The 24,547-nt window shown below is 73.0% G+C and carries 18 protein-coding genes and 1 pseudogene; 12 read left to right on the plus strand and 7 right to left on the minus strand.

Going from position 1 to position 24,547, the window contains the following annotated elements:
• Positions 1–29: 29 nt before the first annotated feature.
• The 3 genes from ABZ312_RS21130 to ABZ312_RS21140 form a co-directional block, all read right to left on the minus strand.
• A complete protein-coding gene (locus tag ABZ312_RS21130; RefSeq protein WP_499515322.1) occupies positions 30–287 on the minus strand; it encodes a DUF4190 domain-containing protein in 258 nt (85 codons plus the stop codon).
• 3 nt (positions 288–290) lie between these two features.
• Positions 291–449, minus strand: a complete 159-nt coding sequence (locus ABZ312_RS21135) for a hypothetical protein (RefSeq protein WP_500323085.1) — start codon at positions 447–449, stop codon at positions 291–293.
• 146 nt (positions 450–595) lie between these two features.
• Complete coding sequence (locus ABZ312_RS21140; protein WP_500323087.1) at positions 596–1,540, minus strand: D-2-hydroxyacid dehydrogenase family protein; 945 nt, start codon at positions 1,538–1,540, stop codon at positions 596–598.
• A 115-nt stretch (positions 1,541–1,655) separates the two neighbouring features.
• Between ABZ312_RS21140 and ABZ312_RS21145 the strand changes: the two genes are divergently transcribed.
• Complete coding sequence (locus tag ABZ312_RS21145; protein WP_500438470.1) at positions 1,656–3,080, plus strand: sensor histidine kinase; 1,425 nt, start codon at positions 1,656–1,658, stop codon at positions 3,078–3,080.
• Here ABZ312_RS21145 and ABZ312_RS21150 read toward each other — a convergent pair.
• The 3 genes from ABZ312_RS21150 to ABZ312_RS21160 all read right to left on the minus strand — a co-directional run bounded on the left by ABZ312_RS21150 (position 3,067) and on the right by ABZ312_RS21160 (position 7,881).
• Complete coding sequence (locus tag ABZ312_RS21150; protein ID WP_500323090.1) at positions 3,067–4,101, minus strand: helix-turn-helix domain-containing protein; 1,035 nt, start codon at positions 4,099–4,101, stop codon at positions 3,067–3,069. The two genes, ABZ312_RS21145 and ABZ312_RS21150, sit on opposite strands and share 14 nt — an antisense overlap.
• Positions 4,102–4,185: 84 nt before the next feature.
• Entirely contained in the window at positions 4,186–6,960 is a 2,775-nt protein-coding gene (locus tag ABZ312_RS21155) for a SpoIIE family protein phosphatase (protein WP_500323092.1), read from the minus strand.
• Between the two features lie 195 nt (positions 6,961–7,155).
• On the minus strand, positions 7,156–7,881 hold the full coding sequence (locus tag ABZ312_RS21160) for a response regulator transcription factor (RefSeq protein WP_499515328.1): 726 nt from the start codon (positions 7,879–7,881) through the stop codon (positions 7,156–7,158).
• Between the two features lie 260 nt (positions 7,882–8,141).
• Here ABZ312_RS21160 and ABZ312_RS21165 point away from each other — a divergent pair, with 260 nt between their 5' ends.
• The 3 genes from ABZ312_RS21165 (at position 8,142) to ABZ312_RS21175 (ending at position 10,886) form a co-directional block, all read left to right on the plus strand.
• A complete protein-coding gene (locus ABZ312_RS21165) occupies positions 8,142–8,504 on the plus strand; it encodes a bifunctional 3-phenylpropionate/cinnamic acid dioxygenase ferredoxin subunit (RefSeq protein ID WP_499515329.1) in 363 nt (120 codons plus the stop codon).
• Positions 8,501–9,670 (plus strand): NAD(P)/FAD-dependent oxidoreductase, encoded by a 1,170-nt coding sequence (locus ABZ312_RS21170; protein ID WP_500357204.1) that lies wholly within the window; start codon positions 8,501–8,503, stop codon positions 9,668–9,670. Before ABZ312_RS21165 ends, ABZ312_RS21170 begins: the two co-directional genes overlap by 4 nt.
• Before the next feature lie 82 nt (positions 9,671–9,752).
• A complete protein-coding gene (locus ABZ312_RS21175; RefSeq protein WP_500323094.1) occupies positions 9,753–10,886 on the plus strand; it encodes an aromatic ring-hydroxylating oxygenase subunit alpha in 1,134 nt (377 codons plus the stop codon).
• Here the strand turns inward: ABZ312_RS21175 and ABZ312_RS21180 are convergent.
• On the minus strand, positions 10,874–11,671 hold the full coding sequence (locus tag ABZ312_RS21180) for an IclR family transcriptional regulator (RefSeq protein ID WP_500323095.1): 798 nt from the start codon (positions 11,669–11,671) through the stop codon (positions 10,874–10,876). The genes ABZ312_RS21175 and ABZ312_RS21180 overlap by 13 nt on opposite strands.
• Before the next feature lie 206 nt (positions 11,672–11,877).
• Here ABZ312_RS21180 and betA point away from each other — a divergent pair, with 206 nt between their 5' ends.
• The 8 genes and pseudogenes from betA (at position 11,878) to ABZ312_RS21220 (ending at position 24,539) form a co-directional block, all read left to right on the plus strand.
• Positions 11,878–13,542, plus strand: a complete 1,665-nt coding sequence (gene betA / locus ABZ312_RS21185) for a choline dehydrogenase (RefSeq protein ID WP_500438472.1) — start codon at positions 11,878–11,880, stop codon at positions 13,540–13,542.
• A 140-nt stretch (positions 13,543–13,682) separates the two neighbouring features.
• Positions 13,683–15,152: an aldehyde dehydrogenase family protein gene (locus ABZ312_RS21190; protein WP_500323097.1), complete on the plus strand. Its 1,470-nt coding sequence runs from the start codon at positions 13,683–13,685 to the stop codon at positions 15,150–15,152.
• Positions 15,153–15,172: 20 nt separating this feature from the next.
• Complete coding sequence (locus ABZ312_RS21195) at positions 15,173–16,273, plus strand: quaternary amine ABC transporter ATP-binding protein (RefSeq protein WP_500357202.1); 1,101 nt, start codon at positions 15,173–15,175, stop codon at positions 16,271–16,273.
• Positions 16,273–18,262 (plus strand): annotated as a pseudogene (locus ABZ312_RS21200) (ABC transporter permease). The gene ABZ312_RS21195 and the pseudogene ABZ312_RS21200 overlap by 1 nt, the downstream one beginning before the upstream one ends.
• 19 nt (positions 18,263–18,281) lie before the next feature.
• Entirely contained in the window at positions 18,282–19,271 is a 990-nt protein-coding gene (locus ABZ312_RS21205; protein WP_500357198.1) for an ABC transporter substrate-binding protein, read from the plus strand.
• 249 nt (positions 19,272–19,520) lie between these two features.
• Positions 19,521–21,962 (plus strand): GcvT family protein, encoded by a 2,442-nt coding sequence (locus ABZ312_RS21210; RefSeq protein WP_500323101.1) that lies wholly within the window; start codon positions 19,521–19,523, stop codon positions 21,960–21,962.
• 61 nt (positions 21,963–22,023) lie between these two features.
• On the plus strand, positions 22,024–23,310 hold the full coding sequence (gene glyA / locus ABZ312_RS21215; protein ID WP_500438473.1) for a serine hydroxymethyltransferase: 1,287 nt from the start codon (positions 22,024–22,026) through the stop codon (positions 23,308–23,310).
• Positions 23,307–24,539: a sarcosine oxidase subunit beta family protein gene (locus tag ABZ312_RS21220; protein WP_500438475.1), complete on the plus strand. Its 1,233-nt coding sequence runs from the start codon at positions 23,307–23,309 to the stop codon at positions 24,537–24,539. Before glyA ends, ABZ312_RS21220 begins: the two co-directional genes overlap by 4 nt.
• Positions 24,540–24,547 lie beyond the last annotated feature (8 nt).

Raw genomic sequence — 24,547 nt, forward strand, 5'->3', positions numbered from 1 at the left:
CGCACCCACGGGTGCGGCGGCCACCGCGGTCAGAGCGACCACACGTAGGCGTGGTCGCTCGCGGTCACCACCGCGAGCACGACCAGGTCGGCCGCCCCCAGTACGAGCCCCAGCACGGCCCGCCCGCGGCGGGCGGTCCCCTGGAACAGTGCCATCGAGCCCAGCACCAGGGCGGCGGGGCCGAGGACCACGCTGAAGACCAGCAGGCCCACCAGTCCGAGGACGAACGACGCCACCGCCGCGCCGTCCGCGTGGGCGCGGCGTGTGCTCACGGGTGTCCCGGGCATCGCTCACCTCTCCCTTCGGTGCGCGACGCGCCGGCGTGCCGCGTACAGCGCGAGCCACCCGACGATGCCGGCGGCGGCGACGAGGGTCACGTGCAGCGGCAGATGCGCGACCGGTCCGAGCAGCAGCCCGAACAGGGCCAGTGCGGCCACCAGGAACAGCATTCCGGTCCTTCCCTGTGCTCCGACGTTCCGGGAAATTCGGTGAACGGTTGTACACGGAGCTTCTGCCCACCACCGCCCCCGGAAAACGCGGACCGGCGCCCCGCGGGTGCCGGGACGCCGGTTCGGCCGGAAAGCGCGCCCGCCGCTCAGGCGGTGAGCACGCGCAGCGGCGCGCCGTCCCGGAAGGCCGCGATGTCCTCGACCGCCTGCTGGTAGAAGACCTCGTACGTCGCCTCCGTGACGTAGCCCAGGTGCGGGGTGAGCAGCGCGCCCGGCAGGCTCCGCAGGACGTCCCCGGCGGGCAGCGGCTCGGTGTCGTACACGTCCAGGGCCGCACCGGCGATCCGGTGCTCGCGCAGCGCGGCGACCAGCGCCGGGGTGTCGACGAGCGGACCGCGCGAGGTGTTGACCAGCAGCGCCGTGGGCTTCATCCAGCCCAGCTCCTCGGCGCCGACCAGCCCGGTACTGCGCGCGCTGAGCTTGTAGTGCACGGTGACGACGTCGGACTGCGAGAACAGCTCACGCTTGCCGACCGCCCGCGCGCCGCACGCGGCGGCGTGCTCCGGGTCGAGGTTGGCGCTCCACGCCAGGACGCGCATCCCGAAGGCGGTGCCGATGGAGGCGACCCGCGCGCCCAGCCGGCCCAGCCCCACCACGCCCAGCGTCCGGCCGTGCAGGTCGCCGCCGATCGTGTGCTGCCACTCACCGCGCCGCATCCCGGCCGTCTCCTCGGGGAGGTGCCGGACCAGCGACAGGACGAGCCCCCAGGTCAGCTCGGCCGTGGCGTGCGCGACGCTCTCCGTGCCGCACACCGTCACCCCGTGCCGGCGGGCGGCGTCCAGGTCGACGGAGGCGTTCGCCATCCCGGTGGTCACCAGCAGCCGCAGCGCCGGCAGCGCCGCGAAGCGCTCCTCGGTGAAGGGGGTGCGCTCGCGCATGGCGACCACCACGTCGAAGCCGTCCAGCGCCTCGGCCAGTTCGGCCGTACCGGAGACGTGGTCGTGGAGGAAGACCACCTCGGCTCCCAGCGCGTCCCAGTCGGCGAACCGGTGCGCCGCCTTCTGATAGTCGTCCAGGACGGCGATGCGCATGGTGCGGTCTCCTCAGCTCGATCGGTCGAACGGGTGTCCCCGGGGTCTGTCCTAGTATCTGCTCGGAAAGCGGCCGGATCCCGGCAGCCGCCGGAACCGGACGAGGGGTGGGCACGTGGAGACACCCGGCAGGCGGCGCCGGTTGCGCTGGTGGCCCCGCTCGCTGTACTGGCGCCTCGCGCTCGGCTTCCTGGCGATCACCACGGTCGGCGTCGCGGCCGCGGACGTCTACGCCGCGCACGCCCTCGCCGACGGCCTGCGGAACCGGCTGGACCAGCAGCTGGCCTCCATACGCCAGGACCGGCTCGACGAACTGGAGACCAGCTCTGACCTCAAGCCCGCCGGGGCGACGGCCGTGGTGCTGCTCACCGACGCCATCGGCAGGGTTGTCCAGCGCGAGTCCGGTGCGATGGTGGAGCGGGCCGTCATCCGGCTGTCCAGCGCCGACTTGGACCGCATGGCGACCGCCGGCCGGGCGGGCACGGTCGGCCCGGCCCCGATGCGGGCGGTCGTCGAGAAGCTCCCCGACGGCGGCTACCTGGTGATCGCGGAGTCCACCGCGGACGACGCGGCCACGGTGCACAACCTCGTGGTCATCGAGGCCGTCTCCGGTGTGCCGCTGGTCGCCGGAGTCGTGCTCGGCGCCCTGTACTTCAGCCGCCGCACCATCTCGCCGCTGAAGGAGATCACCGCCACCGCCCGCCGGTTCGCCGCCGAGGGCGCACTCTCGCAGCGGGTCGCCGCCCCGGTGTCGACGGCGGAGGTGGAGGCGCTGGCCGACGCCGTCAACGCGATGCTCGGCCGGGTCGACGAGGAGTTCAACCGCCGCCGCAAGGCCGAGGAGCAGCTGCGCGACTTCGTCGGCGCCGCCAGCCACGAGCTGCGCACCCCGCTCACCGCGATCGGCGGCTACGCGCAGCTGGTGCGCTTCGGTGCCCTCGACGACCCGGCCCGTCTGGACGACGCCATGCGCCGGGTGCAGAACGAGACCCGCAGGATGTCCGCCCTCGTGGACGAGCTGCTGCTGCTGGCCCGCCTCGACCAGGGCCGCCCCCTCGAGTGCCGCCCCGTGGACCTGGCCGAACTCTGCGCCGACGCGGTGGCCGACGCCCGCGTCGTCGACCCCGACCGCCCGGTGACCCTCGTCGTGGAACCCGGGCCCCACATGGTGACCGGTGACCCCGACCGGCTCCGTCAGGTGGTCACCAACCTGCTGGCCAACGTGGTCGCGCACACCGCCCACGACGTCCTCGCCGAGGTGCGGGTCGGCCGCGAGGGCGACGAGCAGATCGTCGACGTCATCGACGGCGGGCCCGGGATACCCGAGGAACTGCGCGAGCGGATCTTCGAGCGGTTCTTCCGCGCCGGCGGCGGCACCCCCCGCCCCGCCCGCCGGGACGACCACCCCGCCCCCGGCAGCGGACTGGGCCTGAGCATCGTGGCCGCGATCGCCGCGGCGCACGCGGGGTCGGTGCGGGTGGAGGCCTCGGAGTCGGGTGCGTGGTTCCGGGTGCGGTTGCCGACGCTCACTGGCGCATGATCGCGGCGACCGCGACGGCCGTCCTGAGGACCTGGAGGTCGCGCGGGCCGTCGAGGCGCCGGCCGGTCAGCTCCTCGACCCGGTGCAGTCGGCGGTCGAAGAACTTGCGGCGCAGCGTGAGCAGCTCGCACGCCAGGTCCGGGTCGCCGTCGGCGGAGATCACCGCGCTCAGCGTCTCCCGCAGCACCTGGTCGTCCAGCACCGGCTGCACCATGCCGACCAGCCGCTGGGCGATGTCGGGCGTCTGCGCTGCCGCGTACTCCACCAGGACGTCGTCCAGCTCGTAGACGCCGGGTCCAAAGCCCAGCGCGTCCACCACCGCGCAGATGTCGTCCACCAGCAGCTGACCCGCCGTCACCTCGTTGTAGGGCTTCCAGTGCACCGCGAGCCGGGCCGTCCCGGCGAGGTCGCGGTGGATGCGGTCCGCCAGGTCGACGGACTCCTGGTGGCGTGGCGCGGGGGTGAGCACGTACAGCCCGCGCGCCGAGGGCAGCACGGCCGTCTCGGGGCCGCCGTGGCCGCGGGCCACCGCCTCGACGTCGCCGAGGGGGAGGCCGGGCGCGCGCAGCGCCATCACGGCGTAGGCGGGCGGGGCGTAGGACGGCCCGGGCCGCGGTGGCTCCGGGACCGAGGCGGGGGCCTCCCGCCCGGACTGGGCGAAGTAGCCCCGGTTCAGCTCCCGGGCCACACGGCGCCCCGCGTCCGTCAGGCGCCGGGCGAACTCGCCGCGCGAGCCGTCGGCCCCGGCCGCAGCGTGCCCGCCGGAGACCAGGATGTACTCCGTCGTCTCCTGGACGGCGACCCGCAGCGCGCTCACCGGCTCGCCCCGAGCGGCCCAGGCGAGCCCCTCGCCGCGGATCCGCGCGGCGGTCTGCTCGCTCCACTCTCCCGAGCCGGAGACGACTTCTATCAGGGCGGCGAACAGCTCCCGCCGCAGCGAGGGCTCGCCTCCGCCGGAGTCGGTGAATCCCAGGTCAAGACAGGAATCCAGGCCCGTGGACACCGGTGCGTGGGTGGTCATGCGCGCAAGCCAAGCACCGGAGCATCAAAGTCACATCAAAGCGGGATCAGAGTCCGCGCTGGGGATCGCCCGCTCTCACGACGGTCAGGGGATCGCCTGCTCGGTCCAGATGCACTTGCCGCCGGGGACGTAGCGGGTGCCCCAGCGCTGGCACAGCGCGGCGACCAGCTGCAGCCCGCGGCCGCCCTCGTCGGTGTCGCCGGCGTGCCGGATCCGGGGGGTGCTGAGACTGCGGTCCGAGACCTCGCAGACGAGGGTGCGGCTGCGGATCAGCCGCAGGCCGATGGGGCCCCGGGCGTGCCGGACCACGTTGCCGACCAGTTCGCTGGCGATCAGCTCGGTCGTCATGACCAGTTCGCCCAGTCCCCAGCCGTCCAGCCGGCGGCGGATGTGCTCGCGTGCCTGGCCCGCGGCGAGCGGGTCCTCGGGCAGGGACCAGGAGGCGACGTCGCCGGGCGACAGGGCGTGCGTGCGGGCGATGAGGAGGGCCGCGTCGTCCCCGGCGTGCTCCTGGTGGGGGTCGAGGGCGGCGGCGACCTCGTCGCAGAGCCTTCCCAGGCGTTCCACCTCGCCCCGGCGGCCGTCCGCCGGCCGCACGGGCGCCGCGGCCGGTGCGCCGGTGAGGGCCTTCGCCAGCCCGGCCATGCCCGTGTCGATGTCCCGGCGGGAGGATTCGACGAGGCCGTCGCTGTAGAGCACCAGCAGACTGCCCTCGGGGATCTCGAGCTCCACGGTCGCGAACGGCGGCGTGGCGGCGCCCAGTGGTGGGTCCGGCGAGTGCCCGGCGAAGTGGACGGTGCCGTCGGGCAGCACCAGCGCGGGCGGCGGGTGCCCGGCCCGGGAGAACGCGCAGGTGCGGTTCGTGGGGTCGTACACGGCGTACAGGCAGGTCGCGTAGAAGTCGTCCCCGAGGTCGCTGACCAGCTCGTTGAGGTGCGCGAGCAGCTCGTCGGGGGGCAGTTCGAGACCGGCGAGGGTGTGCACCGCGGTTCGCAGCCGCCCCATGGTCACGGCCTCGGAGATGCCGTGCCCCATCACGTCCCCGATGACCAGTGCGACCCGGTCGGCGGAGAGCGGGATGACGTCGTACCAGTCCCCGCCGACCGTCGTCCCCTCGACGGCGGGCAGGTAGCGCGCCGCGGCGCTGACCGCCGGCAGTTCGGGCAGGACGCGCGGCAGCAGGCCGCGCTGCAGCTCCTGGGCCCGTCCGTGCTCGGCGTCGTACAGCCGGGCCCGCTCCAGGGCCTGGGCGACCAGCCCGCTGAGCGCGGTCAGCAGGGTGCGCTCCTCCTCGCTGAACGGGCGCGGCTCGGAGAAGGAGACGACGCAGGAGCCGACGGCCTTCCCGGAGACGATCAGCGGCAGGAAGGCCCAGGCGTGCTTCTGGGACCACTCCTGGAGGTGGACCCGGGCCGGGTACGCCTCGTGGAACTCCTTGGCGGAGGTGATGTAGCGGGGCACGCGCTCGCGGATGGCGTCGGTGCTGGGGCTGCCCTCGGCGAGCCGGGTCCGGCTGAGCCGCTCCATCAGGCCCGGGGGGTAGCCGACGAAGCCGGCCACGCGCAGCAGGTCGCCCTCCAGCGTCTTGATGATCAGCCCGGTGGCGTCGAACAGCGGCAGCACGCGGTCGGCGACCGCGGCGACGACGTCCTTGACGGTGACGGCCTCGGCGAGCGCGGTGGTCAGCCGGCCGATGTGCGCCGCGCGGTCGGCGGCGGTGCGGGCGGCGTCGGCGCGGGCCTCCTCCGCGAGCCGGTGCTCGGTGACGTCGGTGAGGTAGAGGGTCAGGCCGTCGGGTACGGGCATGACGCGCAGGTGGTAGCGGCGCGTGCCGCCGCCCCACTCGATGTCCGCGCTGACGGTCGCGTCGCCCTCGGCCGCCCGGCGGCAGTGGGCCTCGAGCTCCGAGTCGTGGACGCCGGGCAGGTGCCACAGCACCGCGCCGACCAGGGGCCGCCGCGCCCCCAGCAGCCGCTCGGCCTGGGGGTTGGCGAAGGCGATGCGGCCGTCGTCGTCGACCGCCAGGAAGCCGTCGCTCATGTGACGCAGGGCCCGGCCGGCGGCGTCCATCGCGATCCGGGTCTCCGTGCTGTCCCACAGCACACCGGCGAGCCGGACGGCCTTGCCGTCCGCACCGAGCACGCTGCGGCCGCGGGCCTGCACCCAGCGGAAGGTCCCGTCGGGCCGGCGGACCCGGTACTCCCAGGCGAAGCCGCCGCGGGCCCGGGCGGCCTCCTCGGCGTCGGCGATCACCCAGGGCAGGTCCTCGGGGTGGACCAGCTCCACCCAGGTCTCCAGGCGACCGTCGTACATCTGCGGGGACATCCCGAAGACGGAGCGCGCGGTCTCGTCGAGGTAGGCCTCGCCGGTGCGGACGTTCCACTCCCAGGTGCCGATGCCCACGTCGGACGGGGTCTCCCGGGGCCGGGAACCCGAGCCGCCCTCCGCCAGGCGCCAGCGTTCGCGCGACCCGACGGCCGCCGTACGGCCCAGCCGCTCCGACACCCACGCGGCGATCCCCCGCAGCAGCTCCCACGCGCCGGGAGCCGGCGGTACGGCGTCCGCGGTCACCACCGAGAGCGCGCCGAGCGGGCCCTCGGGGCCGGGGAGCGGTACGGCGGCGAGCCCGGACCCGCCGGGCAGCGGGCCGGGGGTCGTCTCCGTCGTGGGCAGCCACACCGGTTCGCCCCCGGTCGTCGCGCGGCCCGGCGCGGTGGCGTCCTGCGGGGGGAGGAAGAGCCAGGCACGGGTCAGGTTCCTGGGCAGACCGGTGCTGGCGGCCAGGCGCAGGGGCACTCCGCCCCGGGCCGCCTGCCCGCGCAGGTGGACCAGTCCGCCCAAGCCGTTCAGCGCCGCCACGGCCTGCTGCAGTCCCAGTCGCAGCGCCTCGCGCTCGCCCTGGTCGTCGCCCGAGGACCGGAGCAGGCGCAGCCGCTCCGCTCCCGGCTGGTCGAGCGGCGCTTCAGGCTCCTGGGCGGCGGCTTCGTTCGGGATCGTGCCCTCTTCTCGTCGGCTTTCCTCCGAAGGCCAACATAGCGCCGCGCGCGGGCACCGTCAGCGCGAAGCCGTATCGCCGGCCGGCGCCGCCCTCACCAGGTAGCCCGCCCCCCGCACGGTGCGGATGAGCGACTGGTCGGTGTCGCCGAGCTTCCGGCGCAGGTAGTAGATGTAGGTCTCCACGATCCCGGACTCGCCCTGGAAGTCGCAGCTCCACACGGCGTCGAGGATCTGCCCCTTGGACACCACCCGGTCCGGGTTCTCCAGCAGGAAGCGGAGCAGCGCGAACTCGGTCGCCGAGACCTGGACCGGCCGGCCGTGCCGCCACACCTCGTGGGTGTCCGCGTCCAGTTCGACCCAGCCCGCGCGCAGCCGGCGCCCGGCAGGCTCGGGGGCCCGGCCCCGGCGCAGCAGGGCGTTCACGCGGGCCGCGACCTCGTTGATGTCGAAGGGCTTGGTGACGTAGTCGTCGCCGCCCAGGGCCAGGCCCCTGATCTTGTCCTCCACGGCGTCCCGGGCCGTGAGGAAGAGGACGGGCGCGTCGACCCGGGCGGCGCGGAGCCTGCGGCACACCTCGAAGCCGTCGAGGTCGGGCAGTCCGACGTCGAGCAGGATCACGTCGGCGGCGCGATCGGCGGCCGTGCTCACCGCCTCCTCGCCGGTCCCGGCCGTGACCACGTCGAAGCCCAGGAACTGCAGCGCCATCGCGAGCATCGAGGCGATGCTCGCCTCGTCCTCCACGACCAGCACGCGGGGCTGCTGGGCCGAGACGGTCACGTTCATGCCGCGGGTCACTTCCTCCGGGCCGTATTCCGGCCGTTGTCACACAGAAGAGGAACGGATTATGTCATTCAGCTGAACCCGGACAACCCCCGTGACCGAATCGCGACGATCCGCCGCCGGCCTCCCCCGCGGAGCTGCGGATGAGCCCCCGTCAGATGCGGATTCCGGGTGTCCGGACGATGCCTTGACAGGGGTGGGGGGCACCCCCACACTGATGTTGCGTCAACCGCAATCAGTTCCGCCATACGCACCGAGGTGTCATGATGATTCCCGTGTGCCGGCTCGCGGACCTCCCGCGTGGCGAGGCTTTCCGGCTCGAGACCGACCCGCCCGTCGCGGTGTTCCACACCGAGGAGGGCGAGCTCTACGCCGTCGACGACACCTGCACCCACCAGGACGCGTCGCTCGCGGACGGCTGGCTGGAGGGGTGCGAGGTCGAGTGCCCGCTGCACGCCTCGAAGTTCGACCTGCGCACGGGTGCGGTGGACGCGCCCCCGGCCCGGCGGCCCGTGCGGACGCACGAGGTCGTGGTCGAGGACGGCGTGATCCACGTACGGCTGTCGGCGGCCGCCCCCGGCCCGCCCTCGTGCGCGGCCGGCCGGCTCGCCGGGGGAGCCGGATGAGAGCGGTCCTCGTGGTCGGCGCCTCGCTGGCGGGGCTGTCGGCGGCGCGGGCACTGCGCGCCCAGGGGTACGACGGCCGGCTGGTGGTCGTGGGCGACGAACCGCACCGGCCGTACGACCGGCCGCCGCTGTCCAAGGAGTTCCTCGTCGGACAGGCCGACGAGGCGGCCCTGGTCCTGGAGGCGGACGGCGAGGACCTCGGGGCCGAATGGCTGCTGGGCGCCCGGGCCGTGACGCTCGACCCGGGCACGCGGGTCGTCGGGCTCGCGGACGGCAGCGCCGTCACCGCCGACGGAGTCGTCATCGCCACCGGGGCCGCTGCCCGTACCCTGCCCGGCGCGGCGGGCCGGTCCGGTGTGCACACCCTGCGCACCCTGGACGACGCCCGCGCACTGCGGGCCGATCTGGCGCGCGGCGGGCGGCTCGTCGTCATCGGCGGCGGCTTCATCGGGGCCGAGGTCGCCTCGACCGCGTACGCCCTCGGCCTGGACGTCACCGTCGTCGAGGCGGCGCCCACCCCGCTGTCGGGTCCGCTCGGCGAGACGATGGGCGGCGTCGTGTCGGGCCTCCACGCCGACCACGGTGTACGGCTGTTGTGCGGCACGGGGGTGCGCGGGACCGAGGCGGACGGCGAGGGGCGGGTGGTGGCCGTGGTCCTGGCCGACGGCCGCAGGCTGCCCGCGGACACCGTGGTCGTCGGCATCGGGGCGCGCCCGTGCACGGACTGGCTCGCCGGGTGCGGGATCGAGCTCGGCGACGGTGTCCTGTGTGGCGCCGACGGCCGCACGGGCCTGCCGGGCGTCGTCGCCGTCGGCGACTGCGCCGCCTGGTACGACCCGGCCGCCGGCGCGCACCACCGCGTGGAGCACTGGACGGGTGCCCTGGAGCGTCCGGCCACCGCCGTTGCCGCGCTGCTGTCCGGCGGCGCGGGCGGGCAACGGGCCCCCCGCCCGCCGTACTTCTGGTCCGACCAGTACGGCGTGCGCATCCAGTTCGCGGGCCGCGCCGCGGGGGCCGACACCGTCACGGTCGAGGAGGGCGTCGCGGAGGAACGGGACGTCCTCGCGGTCTACCGCAGGGGCGGGGTTCCGGTCGCCGTACTGGGCATGAACCGGCCCCGGTCGTTCACCCGTTGGCGCAAGCAGCTGGCCGTCGTCGCGTCTTGACAGCGCCGGAGCGGCACCACATGCTGCAGTTGCGCAGTGCACACTCCGTTGCTCATTACACAACGTCCCGCAAGGAGTGCCCGTGACCCCGACCGGTCTGCCGGACAGCCTGATCGCCACCCTCCCCGGCTCCTACTACACGGACCCCGGGATCTTCGCCCAGGAGCAGGAGCGCATCTTCGAGACGATGTGGTTCTGCGTGGCTCGCTCCTCCGAGCTCGGCAGGCCGGGCGCCTTCAGGACCGTGGACGTCGGCCGCGAGAGCATCCTGGTCACCCGGTCCCGGGACCACGCGGTGCGCGCCTTCTACAACGTGTGCCGGCACCGCGGCGCCCGGCTGCTCACCGAGGAGGGCGGCGAGGTCAGGCGGGCGTTCCAATGCCCGTACCACGCCTGGACGTACGACCTGGACGGCAGGCTCGTGGCGGCCCCCAACCTCACCAAGATGCCCGACGTCGGCCGTACCGAGTACGGGCTCGTCCCCGTCCACGTCCGCGAATGGCTGGGGTACGTCTGGGTCTGCCTGGCCGAGGACCCGCCCTCCTTCGAGGAGCAGGTGGTCGGCGAGGTGGTCACCCGGCTCGGGGACGTGGAGTCCCTGGAGCGCTACGGCATCGAGGACCTGAGGGTCGGCCGGCGGATCGTGTACGACGTCAGGGCCAACTGGAAGCTCATCGTCGAGAACTTCATGGAGTGCTACCACTGCGCCACGATCCACCCCGAACTGACCGAGGTGCTGCCGGAGTTCGCCGGCGGTTACGCCGCGCAGTACTACGTCGGCCACGGTGCCGAGTTCGGCGCGGACATCGAGGGCTTCACGGTGGACGGCTCGCCGGGACTGGACCGTATACCGGGGGTCTCCGCGGCCCAGGACCGGCGCTACTACGCGATCACCATCAAGCCGCAGGTCTTCGTCAACCTGGTGCCGGACCACGTGATCTTCCACCGCATGTACCCGGTCGCGGCCGACCGCACGGTCGTCGAGTGCGACTGGCTCTACCTGGAGGAGGTCGTCACCGCGGGCAGGGACGTCGGCCGCTCGGTGGAGCTCTTCGACCGGGTCAACCGCCAGGACTTCGAGGCCTGCGAGCGCTGCCAGCCCGCGATGGGATCCCGGCTCTACGCCAAGGGCGGGGTGCTGGTCCCCAGCGAGCACCACATCGCCGGCTTCCACGACTGGGTCCACGAGCGCCTCGGCACGGCTCAGCCCAGGTAGCCCATGCGGTGGCTGATCTCGGCCGCCCCGGCGACCAGCAGCGGCGCGAGCTCGTGCATGCGCTCCTGGGTGAAGCGGTACGAGGGGCCGGAGGCGCTGACGGCGGCGATGACCTCGCCGTCGCGCGAGCGGACGGGGGCGGCCATCGCGTGCAGGCCGATCTCCAGTTCCTCCAGCGTCCAGGCGTACCCGCGCTCCCTGGCCTCGGCGAGGTTCTTCTCCAGCTTCGTCCGCGAGGTGAGGGTGTGCGGGGTCAGTTTCTCCAGGCCCGCGTCCGTGAGGAGTTCCGCGCGCTGCGCGGCGGAGAGGTGGGCGAGCAGGATCTTGCCGCTGGAGGTCGCGTGCAACGGCGTGAGCTGGCCGACCCAGTTGTGCGCGGTCACGGCCGCCGGTCCGCGCACCTGGTACAGGTTGATCGCGAAGTGCTTCTCCATCACGGCGATGTTGACGGTCTCGCCGATCTCCTCGGCGAGCCGTTCGCAGACCGGCCGGCCCTGCTGGGTGATGTCGATGCGGCCGGTCACCGCGCCGGCCAGCCGCACGATGCCGAAGCCGAGCCGGTACTTGCCGCGCTCGCCCGCCTGCTCCACCAGCCCGCGTGCCTCCAGCGCGCCGAGCAGCCGGAACGCCGTCGACTTGTGGACCTCGATCTCGGCGGCGACCTCGCTCACGCCGGCCTCGCCGCGCTGCGCCAGGATCTCCAGCACGCTGATGGCCCGGTCCACGGACTGGACGCCGCCCGGCTGCGCAGCGGTTGTTTCGGTATCTGCACTGAAGTTGCCCACAGCGAAACTATACGCGCGGTAAACAACAGCGTCGGGGTTCCCCGGCGGAGTCCGGACGGGAAACGCGACCGAAACTCCGGTGTCAAGTTGCGCGGCTCGCAACCTGGTGCGCATAGCGGCACCGTACTAGCATGCTGCGCCAGTCGACCTGTCGACCGCGCGATCGAGACGAGCGATTCAAGCGAGACGAGTGAGACGAGGCTGACATGGCTCCCGTGCAGTACGACTTCGTCATCGTCGGTGGGGGCTCCGCCGGTTGCGCCCTCGCGAACCGGCTGTCCGCCGATCCGGCCAACCGTGTCCTGGTGCTGGAGGCCGGCCGCCCCGACTACCCGTGGGACGTCTTCATCCACATGCCGGCGGCGCTCACCTTCCCCATCGGCAGCCGCTTCTACGACTGGGGCTACGAGTCCGAGCCCGAGCCCCACATGGGCGGACGGCGGATCTACCACGCCCGGGGCAAGGTGCTCGGCGGCTCCAGCAGCATCAACGGCATGATCTTCCAGCGCGGCAACCCCATGGACTACGAACGCTGGGCCGAGGGCCCCGGCATGGAGCACTGGGACTACGCCCACTGCCTGCCGTACTTCCAGCGCATGGAGAACTGCCTCGCGGCCGGCCCCGACGACGAGTTCCGCGGCCACGACGGTCCGCTCGTCCTGGAGCGCGGGCCCGCCTCCAGCCCGCTGTTCCCCGCCTTCCTCGAGGCGGTCCAGGAGGCGGGGTATCCGCTCACCGACGACGTCAACGGCTACCGCCAGGAGGGCTTCGCGCCCTTCGACCGCAACGTCCACCGCGGCCGCCGGCTCTCCGCCGCCCGGGCCTACCTCGACCCGGTGCGCAGGCGCCCCAACCTGACGGTGCGGACCCGGACCCTGGTCACCCGGGTGCTCTTCGAGGGCAAGCGCGCCGTGGGCGTGGAGTACGAACGCCGCAGGGGCAGCCGCGAACAGGTGCGCGCCCGCGAGGTCGTCCTCTGCGGCGGGGCCGTCAACTCGCCCCAGCTGCTGCAGCTGTCGGGCGTCGGCAACGCCGGGGAACTGGCCGCGCTCGGCATCGACGTCGTGCACGACCTGCCCGGCGTCGGCGAGAACCTCCAGGACCACCTGGAGGTCTACGTCCAGTACGCCTGCACGCAGCCGGTCTCCATGCAGCCTTACCTGGCCAAGTGGCGCTACCCCTTCATCGGTCTGCAGTGGCTCTTCCGCAAGGGTCCCGCCGCCACCAACCACTTCGAGGCCGGCGGCTTCGCGCGCAGCAACGAGGACGTGGACTACCCCAACCTGATGTTCCACTTCCTGCCCATCGCGGTGCGCTACGACGGCTCGGCCCCGGCCGGCGGCCACGGCTACCAGGTGCACGTGGGGCCGATGTACTCCGACGCCCGCGGCTCGGTGAAGATCAGGAGCAGGGACCCGCGCGAGAAGCCCGCGCTGCGCTTCAACTACCTGTCCACCGAACAGGACCGTCGCGAGTGGGTCGAGGCGGTGCGCGTCGCCCGCGACATCCTCGGCCGGCCCGCGCTCGCCCCCTTCAACGGCGGCGAGGTCTCGCCCGGCCCCGGGGTCGAGACCGACGAGGAGATCCTGGCGTGGGTCGCCAAGGAGGGCGAGACCGCCCTCCACCCGTCCTGCACGTGCCGGCTGGGCACCGACGCGATGGCCGTGGTCGACCCGGCGAGCATGCGGGTGCACGGCGTGGAGGGACTCCGCGTGGTCGACGCCTCCGTGATGCCCTACGTGACCAACGGCAACATCTACGCCCCCGTGATGATGATCGCCGAGAAGGCCGCGGATCTGATCCTCGGCCGTGAACCGCTGCCGCCCTCGAAGGCGCAGTTCTACCGGCACCGCGAGGCCACCGCCAACTGATCGTGTCCGGTGCCGCGTTCACCGGATCAAGATGTGCCGTACACCCCGTGCCACCCCTTGACGGCCGGTGGCCGTTCGGACAGGGTGTTCCACCACAAGCAATTCGATGCGCTATGTGCAACGAAGCGAGGACTCCGCGCGTGGCAGACCTGTACCTGGACGGAGAGTGGCGCGAGGCGGTGGCCGGAGGCCGCCGGGAGATCCGCTGCCCCGCCGACGGAGTGCTCGTCGCGACGGTCTCCGAGGCGACCGGCGCCGACGCGGAGGCCGCGGTCGCCGCCGCCCGCGCCGCCTTCGACCACGGCCCCTGGCCGCGCACCCCGGAGCGCGAACGCGGCGCCCTCCTGCTCCGCACCGCGGGCATCGTCGAACGGGACGCCAAGGAATTCGCCCGCGCCGAATCCCTCGACACCGGCAAGCGGCTCGTGGAGAGCGAGTACGACGTCGCCGACGTCGTCGCCTGCCTGCGCCACTACGGCGGCATCGCGGGGACCTCCGCCGGACGGGTCGTCGACACCGGCCGCGACGACGCCGTCAGCCGTGTCGAGTACGAGCCGGTCGGCGTCTGCGCCCTGATCACCCCCTGGAACTACCCGCTGCTGCAGGCCTCCTGGAAGGTCGCGCCCGCGCTCGTCGCGGGCAACACGTTCGTCCTCAAGCCCAGCGAACTGACCCCCTCCACCTCCGTGCTCCTCATGCGGGCCCTGGAGGAGGCCGGACTCCCGCCCGGAGCCGGAAACCTGGTCCTCGGCGCCGGGCCCGGGGCCGGCGCCCCGCTCGCCGAGCACCCCGGCGTCGACATGGTCTCCTTCACCGGCGGTCTCGAGACCGGCAAGCGGGTCATGGCCGCGGCCGCCGCCACGGTGAAGAGGGTCGCCCTCGAGCTCGGCGGCAAGAACCCCAATGTGGTCTTCGCCGACGCCGACTTCGAGACGGCCGTGGACTTCGCGCTCACGGCCGTCTTCCTGCACTCCGGCCAGGTCTGCTCCGCCGGGGCCCGGCTGATCGTGCAGGACACGGTCCACGACGCCTTCGTCGACGAGGTCGTACGGCGCGCCGGCGCGATCCGCCTGGGCGGCCCCTTCGACCCCGCGGCCGAGACCGGCCCGCTGATCTCCGCCGCCCACCGCGACAAGGTCGAGGCGTACGTCGCCGCCGGGATCGCCGAGGGCGCCGTGCTGCGCCTCGGCGGCGCCCGCCCCACGGACCCGGCGCTCCAGGACGGCTTCTACTACCCGCCGACCGTCCTCGACGACTGCGACCAGGGCATGCGCGTCGTCCACGAGGAGTCCTTCGGACCCGTGCTGACCGTCGAGCGCTTCACCGACGAGGACGATGCCGTCCGCATCGCCAACGACACCGAGTACGGCCTCGCCGGCGCCGTCTGGACGGGGGACGCCGGCCGCGCCCAGCGGGTCGCCCGCCGGCTGCGCCACGGCACCGTGTGGATCAACGACTACCACCCCTACGTACCGCAGGCGGAATGGGGCGGCTTCGGCCACTCGGGCGTGGGCCGGGAGCTGGGACCGACCGGCCTGGACGAGTACCGCGAGCCCAAGCACATCTGGCAGAACATCCGACCCAGGCCGCAGCACTGGTTCCGCGGCTGAACGCCCAGGAGAGGCCGACCGTGACCCCAGCACCGACCGATGTGCCGCAGCGGCGCGGCGCGTCCCACGACGAGGACCAGGACCAGGACCGGAACGCGGTCATCTCCGTGCGGGGGCTGTGGAAGGTGTTCGGGCCGAAGGCCGACAGGGTGCCGGAATCGCAGGAGCTGCGCGGGCTCGGCCGCCGTGAGCTGATGGAGCGCACGGGTTGCACCGCGGCCGTGCGCGACGTCCACTTCGACGTCGCGCCCGGCGAGGTCTTCGTCGTGATGGGCCTGTCCGGCTCCGGCAAGTCGACCCTGGTGCGCTGTCTGACCCGGCTCGTCGAACCCACCGCCGGCCAGGTCGTCCTGGAGGGCGAGGACATCCGCGCCGCCGACGCCAAACGGCTGCGCGAACTGCGCCGCAACAGGTTCTCCATGGTCTTCCAGCACTTCGGCCTGCTGCCGCACCGCAGGGTCGTCGACAACGTCGCGTACGGCCTGGAGATCCGCGGCATGGGCCGGACCGAGCGCGTCAAGCGGGCCCTGGAGGTCGTCGAACTGGTGGGCCTGGCGGGCTACGAGAACTCCTACCCCGACCAGCTCTCCGGCGGCATGCAGCAGCGCGTCGGCCTGGCCCGGGCACTGGCGGGGGACCCCGGCATCCTCTTCTTCGACGAGCCCTTCTCCGCGCTCGACCCGCTGATCCGCCGCGACATGCAGAACGAGGTCATCCGCCTCCACCACGAGGTCGGCAAGACGATGGTGTTCATCACCCACGACCTGTCCGAGGCCCTCAAGCTCGGCGACCGCATCCTGATCATGCGCGACGGCCGGACGGTGCAGTGCGGCACGGGCGACGAACTGGTCGGCGCCCCCGCCGACGACTACGTGCGCGAGTTCGTCAAGGACGTGCCGCGGGCCGACGTGCTGACGCTCCGCTGGATCATGCGCGACCCGCGGCCCGACGACGCCCTCGACGGCCCCGAACTCGGCCCCGGCACGGTCGTCCGCGAGGCGACACGGGCCGTGCTCGCCGCCGAGAAGCCGGTCAGGGTCGTCGAGGACGGACGGCTGCTCGGCGTCGTCGGCGACGAGGAGATCCTCGCCGTCGTCGCGGGCCGGGAAGGCGGGGCGTGATGGCGGTCGCCGCCTCCGGGGCACGCGAACGGCTCGCGCCCGTCCGGCTGCGCCGCCGGGCCGTCGTGGCGGGCATCGTCGTGCTGTGGCTGGTGCTCTTCGCGCTCCTGCGCGGCCGGCAGACGCTCGCCCTCGCGGCGGCCGACCTGACCTCGCTGCACCGCTGGTTCAACGACGTCAACGACACCATCGGCGCGGACCGCAACAGCAACCCGCTCTTCCTCTACTTCTTCAACGAGATCCGGCTGGTCATCGACACCCTGGTGACCTTCGTCCAGACGCTGATCTCGCAGCCGCCCGACGGCCGCCCGGTGCCGCAGATCGGCTGGCTCGGCGTGGTCACGATCGCCGGCTACGTCTCCTGGGCGCTGGGCAACTGGCGCGTGGCGCTGCTGGCCGTCGCGGGCTTCACCTTCTTCGGGCTGCAGGGCCTGTGGCAGGAGAGCATGGACACCCTGGCGCTCACCGTGTCGGCGGTGCTGGTGGCGCTGCTGTTCGGCATCCCGCTGGGCGTGTGGGCCGGGCTGTCGCCGCGGGTGAACCGCGTCCTGACCCCCGTGCTGGACTTCATGCAGACGATGCCGACCTTCGTCTACCTGGCGCCGCTCACCCTCTTCTTCCTCATCGGGCCGGCCTCCGCCACCATCGCCACCCTGATCTACGCGGCGCCGCCCGCCGTCCGCATCACCGCGCACGCCATCCGCTCGGTGCCCGCGACCACGGTGGAGGCGGCGGAGTCGCTCGGTTCGACCAGGGTGCAGACCCTCACCAAGGTGCTGCTGCCGATGTCGCGGCGCACCGTGGTGATGGGCGTCAACCAGAGCATCATGGCGGCCCTGTCCATGGTGACCATCGCGGCCCTCATCGACGCCCCCGGCCTCGGCAAGACCGTCGTCCAGGCCCTGCAGTTCGCTCGACGTCGGCACGGCCTTCAACGCCGGCCTCGCCATCGTCGTCATGGCCATCGTCCTGGACCGGGTCACCACCGCGGCCGCCGTCAGGACGGAGCGCGGGCAGGGCTCCGGCGGCCGCCTGCGGCTCTGGCGCGGGCCGCTGCTCGCCGCGGGCGCCGTCGCCGCGGCGGTCGCCGCCTGGCTGTCCCACACCTACGTCTGGGCCGCGGAGTTCCCCGGCCAGGGCGGAGCGGGGCGCTCCCTGGCGAGTGCCGCCGACACCGTGACCACCTGGGCGCAGGAGCACCTGTCCGGGGTCACGGGCGCCGTCCGCGACGTGCTCACCAACGCGCTCCTCAACCCCTTCCAGACCTTGCTCACCGACTCGCCGTGGTGGCTCACCGGCCTCGTGCTGGTGGCCCTGGGAACGGTCCTCGGCGGCCTCGGCGCCGGCGGCACCGCCGCGGTGTGCGTGGGGCTGCTGGTGGGCACCGGGGTGTGGCAGGACGCGATGACCACGCTCGCCTCGACCGTCGTGGCGACGCTGCTGGTGATGCTGCTCGGGGTCACGGTGGGCGTGTGGATGGGCCGCAGCGCGCTCGCCGACCGGATCGTCCGGCCCGGCCTGGACGCGGCGCAGACCATGCCGCCCTTCGTCTACCTCGTTCCGTTCCTCGCGCTGTTCGGCGCGAGCCGCTTCACCGCGATCGTCGCCGCCGTCGTGTACGCCGCGCCCGTGACGGTGAAGATCGTCGCCGACGGCGTCCGGGGCGTACCGGGGACGACCGTGGAGGCCGCGGCGGCGGCCGGGTCCAGTACCTGGCAGCTCGTCACCAAGGTCCAGCTGCCGATGTCGCGCGGCGCCCTGGTGCTCGCGACCAACCAGGGCCTGATCTACGTGCTGTCGATGGTCGTGGTGGGCGGCCTGGTCGGTGCGGGCGCCCTCGGCTACGACGTCGTGGCCGGCTTCTCGCAGGGCGAGCTGTACGGCAAGGGGCTGGCGGCGGGACTCGCCATCGTCTTGCTCGGCGTGATGTTCGACCGGATCACTCAGGCCGCGGCCGGGCGCACCACGAGGGTGCCCGGCGGGCGCTAGGGCAGGAGGCGGTAGACACATGGCAACACACCTGACGGCGGCCGGCCGGTCGGCGCGATGGCGTGCCGGGGCGGCCGGGGCCGCGGCACTGGGGCTCGTCCTCACCGGCTGCGGCGGCGCCAAGGTCGGCGGGTCGGAGGCCGGTTCCGGGGGATCCTCCGGCAAGTGCGGCACCTTCAACCTGGCGGTCAACCCGTGGGTCGGCTACGAGGCGGACGCGGCGGTCGTGGCGTACGTCGCCGAGGAGAAGCTGGGCTGCACGGTCAAGAAGAAGGACCTCAAGGAGGAGATCGCCTGGCAGGGCTTCGGCACCGGCGAGGTCGACGCGATCCTGGAGAACTGGGGCCACGACGACCTGAAGAAGAAGTACGTCGAGCAGCAGAAGACCGCCGTCGAGGCGGGCCCGACCGGGAACAAGGGCGTGATCGGCTGGTACGTGCCGCCGTGGCTGGCGAAGGAGCACCCGGACATCACGGACTGGAAGAACCTCGACAAGTACGCCGACAAGTTCCGCACCTCCGAGTCCGGCGGCAAGGGCCAGCTCCTGGACGGCGACCCGTCGTACGTCACCAACGACGCCGCCCTGGTGAAGAACCTCAAGCTGGACTTCAAGGTGGTGTACGCGGGCAGCGAGACCGCGCTGATCCAGGCCTTCCGGCAGGCCGAGGCCAAGCAGCAGTGGCTGCTGGGCTACTTCTACGAGCCGCAGTGGTTCCTGTCGGAGGTCCCGCTCGCCAAGGTCGAGCTGCCGCCGTACGAGGCCGGCTGCGACGCCGACGCGGAGAAGGTCGCCTGCGACTACCCCGTCTACGACCTGGACAAGATCGTCAGCAAGAAGTTCGCCGGCTCCGGCAGCCCGGCCTACGACCTGGTGAAGAACTTCAGCTGGACGAACGAGGACCAGAACCTCGTCGCCAAGTACATCGCCGTCGACAAGATGAGCCCCGAAGCCGCCGCCGAGAAGTGGGTGAAGGCGAACCCCGGCAAGGTGGACGCCTGGGTCAAGTAACCCTGCGCCGCGCCACCGGGGCGCACCGCGCCGCAACGCGCCGTTCCCGTGCCCGGCGGGCTGTTCCGACAGCCCGCCGGGCACCGTCGTTCCCCGGGCCGTCACCAGGCCCTCCCGGGGCCGCTCCAGACGCCTGCGGGCGGCCTTCTCCCGCCCCTGGCGGGCCTCTTGACACCCTCTCCGGCGCCCGGCACATTGAGTTGCGCAACCTGAATCATGTTGCGCTGACAGCAACTGGGAGGTTTGGCGATGACGGGACCCCGCGTGGTCATCATCGGAGCGGGTGTCGTGGGGGCGGCGCTGGCCGACGAACTGTCCTCCGCCGGCTGGACCGACGTCACGGTCGTCGACCAGGGGCCGCTCCCCGCCACCGGGGGCTCCTCGTCCCACGCCCCGGGCCTGGTCTTCCAGACCAACCCCTCCAAGACCATGACCGAACTCGCCCGCTACACCGTCGACAAGCTCCGCTCCCTCGACGTCGACGGACAGCCCTGCTTCCTCCAGGTCGGCGGTCTGGAGGTGGCCACCACCCCCGAGCGCCTGGCCGAACTGCACCGGCGGCACGGCTGGGTGACCTCGTGGGGCGTCGAGGCCCGGGTCGTCGGACCCGACGAATGCGCCGCGCTGCACCCGCTGCTGGACCGCTCACGCGTCCTGGGCGGACTGTTCGTCCCCACCGACGGCCTCGCCAAGGCCGTCCTCGCGGTCGAGGCGCAGACCCGGCGTGCCGCCGCGCGCGGCGTCCGCTTCCTCGAACGTCACGAAGTCCTCGCCGTCACCCAGGACGACGGCCGCGTCACCGGGGTCGTCACCGACCGCGGCGGCGAGCTCGCGGCCGACGTCGTCGTCTGCTGCGCCGGCATCTGGGGCCCCCAGGTGGCCCGGATGGCGGGCATGGAGCTTCCGCTCACCCCGCTCGCCCACCAGCTCGCCTGGACCGGCCCGGTCCCCGCCCTGGCGGGCCAGGCCGCCGAGGCCGTCCGCCCGATCCTGCGCCACCAGGACGCCGACCTCTACTACCGCGACCACCACGACCGCATCGGCATCGGCTCCTACGGCCACCGCCCCATGCCGGTCCCCGTCGACGACATCGCCTCGTTCGACGCCGCGGACGGGATGCCGTCCGTCCTGGAGTTCACCGAGGACGACTTCGCCGACGCCTGGACCGAGACCCGGTCCCTGCTGCCCGCCACCCGTGACGCCAAGGTCGAGGAGGGCATCAACGGCCTGTTCTCCTTCACCACCGACGGCATGCCGCTGCTCGGCGAGTCGCCGCAGGTGAAGGGGTTCTGGGTCGCCGAGGCCGTCTGGGTCACGCACTCGGCCGGCGTCGGCCGGGCGATGGCCGAATGGCTGGTGGACGGCCACTGCTCGTCCTTCGACCTCCACGAATGCGACGTCAACCGCTTCGAGCCGCACCAGCTCGCCCCCGACTACGTGCTCGCCCGCGACTGCCGCAACTTCGTCGAGGTCTACGACATCATCCACCCGCTCCAGCCCACGGGCGCCCCGCGCCCGATCCGCACCAGCCCCTTCCACCCCCGCCAGGAGGAGCTCGGGGCCTTCTTCCTGGAGGCGAACGGCTGGGAGCGGCCGCAGTGGTACGAGAGCAACGCCGGCCTGGTGGCGGGCCGTTCCCTCCCCGTCCCGGGCGACTGGGCGGCCCGCTACTGGTCGCCGGTCGTCGGTGCCGAGGCCCAGGTCACCCGGGAGACCGTCGCCCTGTACGACATGACCGCGCTCAAGCGCCTGGAGGTCACCGGACGCGGCGCCGCCGCCTTCCTGCAGCGGCTCACCACCGGCAACGTCGACAAGTCGGTCGGGTCGGTGACCTACACCCTGCTCCTGGACCACGACGGAGGCATCCGCAGCGACATCACGGTGGCCCGGCTCGGCCGCGACCTCTTCCAGGTCGGCGTCAACGGCAACCTGGACCTGGACTGGCTCACCCGGCACCTCCCCGCCGACGGCACCGTGGCGGTCCGCGACATCACCGCGGGCACCTGCTGCATCGGCCTGTGGGGGCCGCTCGCCCGGGAGGTCCTGCAGCCGCTCGCCGACGCCGACTTCTCCGACGCCGGACTGAAGTACTTCCGCGCCAAACGGGCGCACGTGGGGGCCGTGCCCGTCACGGCGATGCGGCTGTCCTACGTCGGCGAACTGGGCTGGGAGCTGTACACCACGGCGGACCTGGGCCTGAAGCTCTGGGACACCCTGCTGGCCGCCGCCCGGCCGCTGGGCGGCATCCCCGCCGGGCGCGGGGCCTTCAACAGCCTGCGTCTGGAGAAGGGCTACCGCTCCTTCGGCACCGACATGACCTTCGAGCACGACCCGTACGAGGCCGGCCTCGCCTTCGCCGTCAGGGAGGACAAGGACGACTTCACCGGCAAGGCCGCGCTCGCCCGGCGCCGGGACCAGGTGCGGCGCAGGCTCACCTGCCTGACCGTCGACGACCCGGGCGCCGTCGTGATGGGCAAGGAGCCGGTGTACGACGGCGACCGGCCCGTCGGGTACGTCACCAGCGCCGCCTACGGCTACACGGTCGGCAAGGGCATCGCCTACGCCTGGCTGCCGGCGGAGCTCGCCGTGCCGGGACGCGCCCTCGACATCGCCTACTTCGACCGGCGCGTGGCGGCGCGGGTCGCCGCGGAGCCGCTGTTCGACCCGGCCATGTCCCGCCTCCGCGGCTGACACCCCACGGACGGCACCACCGCGAGACCTCCGACGCCGCCGCTGAGAGGAAGCCCCGCGCATGAACCCGCTGACCGCCCGCCTGTCCGAACTCGACCCCGAGGTGCACGCCGCGCTGCGCGCCGAACTGGCCCGTCAGCGGTCCACCCTGGAGATGATCGCCTCGGAGAACCTCGCGCCCGCCGCCGTCATGGAGGCCCAGGGCTCGGTGCTGACCAACAAGTACGCCGAGGGCTACCCCGGCCGCCGCTACTACGGCGGCTGCGAGCACGTCGACGTCACCGAGCGGCTCGCCGTCGAGCGCGTCAAGGCCCTCTTCGGCGCCGCGTACGCCAACGTCCAGCCGCACTCCGGGGCGCAGGCCAACACCGCCGTGCTCTTCGCCCTGCTGCGGCCCGGCGACACCGTGCTCGGGCTGGACCTCGCGCACGGCGGCCACCTCACGCACGGGATGCGGCTCAACTACTCCGGGAAGATGCTCGACGTCGTCCCGTACCACGTCTCCGCGACCGACCACCGGGTCGACATGGACGAGGTCGAGCGGCTCGCCAAGGAACACCGCCCGAAGATGATCATCGCGGGCTGGTCGGCGTACCCCCGGCAGCTGGACTTCGCCGCCTTCCGCCGCATCGCCGACGAGGTCGGGGCGCTGCTCCTGGTCGACATGGCGCACTTCGCGGGCCTGGTCGCCGCAGGGCTCCACCCGAACCCCGTCCCGTACGCCCACGTCACCACCACGACCACCCACAAGACGCTCGGCGGCCCGCGCGGGGGAGTGATCCTGACCGACGACGCGGACCTCGCCAAGAAGCTGAACTCGGCGGTCTTCCCCGGTATGCAGGGCGGCCCCCTGGAGCACGTGATCGCCGCGAAGGCGGTCTCCTTCAAGGTCGCCGCGGGGGAGGAGTTCAGGGAACGCCAGGCCCGCACCCTGGCCGGTGCCCGCATCCTGGCCGAGCGCCTGACACGGGACGACGCCGCGCGGGCGGGCGTGTCGGTGCTCACCGGAGGCACCGACGTGCACCTCGTCCTCGTCGACCTGCGTGCCTGCGCCCTCGACGGCCGTCAGGCCGAGGACCTGCTGCACTCGATCGGCGTCACCGTCAACCGCAACGCCGTCCCTTTCGACCCGCGCCCGCCCATGGTCACCTCGGGGCTGCGCATCGGCACGCCCGCCCTGGCCACCCGCGGTTTCACCGAGGACGACTTCGCCGAGGTCGCCGACGTCGTCGCGCTCGCAATGGGCCCCGCGCCCGACCTGCCCGCGCTGCGGGCCCGCACCGAGGCGCTCGCCGCCGCGCACCCGCTCTACCCGCACCTGCCGCAGGACGGAGACGACGCCCGATGACCCCGCGCACCCCGGGTGCCGACCTCCCCAAGCACCCGGAGTTCCTCTGGCGCACGCCCGAACCCAAGCGCTCCTACGACGTGGTCGTCGTCGGCGGCGGCGGGCACGGCCTGGCCACCGCGCACTACCTGGCGCGCAACCACGGCATCACCGACGTGGCCGTGCTGGAGAAGGGCTGGCTCGCGGGCGGCAACATGGCCCGCAACACCACGATCATCCGCTCCAACTACCTCTGGGACGAGAGCGCGGGCATCTACGAGCACGCCCTGAAGCTGTGGGAGGGCCTGGAGGAGGAACTGGACTACCCGATCCTGTTCTCCCAGCGCGGGGTCCTCAACCTCGCCCACAGCCTCCAGGACGTACGCGACGGCGTCCGCCGGGTCGAGGCCAACCGGCTGAACGGAGTCGACGCCCAGTGGCTCGACCCCGCGCAGGTGGAGGAGGTCTGCCCGATCGTCAACACCTCGCCGGACGTGCGGTATCCGGTGATGGGCGGGACCTACCAGCCCCGCGCGGGGATCGCCAAGCACGACCACGTGGCCTGGGGCCTGGCCCGCTCGGCCGACGCGGCCGGCATCGATCTCGTGCAGAACTGCGAGGTGACCGGCATCGACGTCCACGACGGACGGGTCACCGGCGTACGGACGAACCTCGGGCCCATCGCCGCGGGCAAGGTGGCGCTCTGCGCGGCCGGCCACACCTCGGTGCTGGCGCGGATGGCCGGTTTCGACCTGCCGCTGCAGAGCCACCCGCTGCAGGCGCTGGTGAGCGAACTCCTGGAGCCCGTGCACCCCACGGTCGTCATGTCCAACGCGGTGCACGTGTACGTCAGCCAGGCCCACAAGGGCGAACTGGTCATGGGCGCGGGCATCGACGCCTACAACTCCTACACCCAGCGCGGCGCGTTCCACGTCATCGAGCGGCAGATGGCCGCCGCGCTGGAACTCTTCCCGGTCTTCGCCCGCGCCCACCTGCTGCGCACCTGGGGCGGCATCGTCGACGTCAGCCCGGACGCCTCGCCGATCGTCGGCCTCACCCCGGTCCATGGCCTCTACCTCAACTGCGGCTGGGGCACCGGCGGTTTCAAGGCCACCCCCGGCGTGGGCTGGGTCTACGCGGACACCATCGCCCACGACAGCCCGCACGCCCTGGCCGCGCCCTTCTCGCTCGAACGATTCACCACCGGCGCGCTCGTCGACGAGCACGGCGCGGCCGCGGTCGCCCACTGAGGAGCCCG

The organism is Streptomyces sp. NPDC006207 (genome assembly GCF_040613835.1).
GTDB lineage: Bacteria > Actinomycetota > Actinomycetes > Streptomycetales > Streptomycetaceae > Actinacidiphila.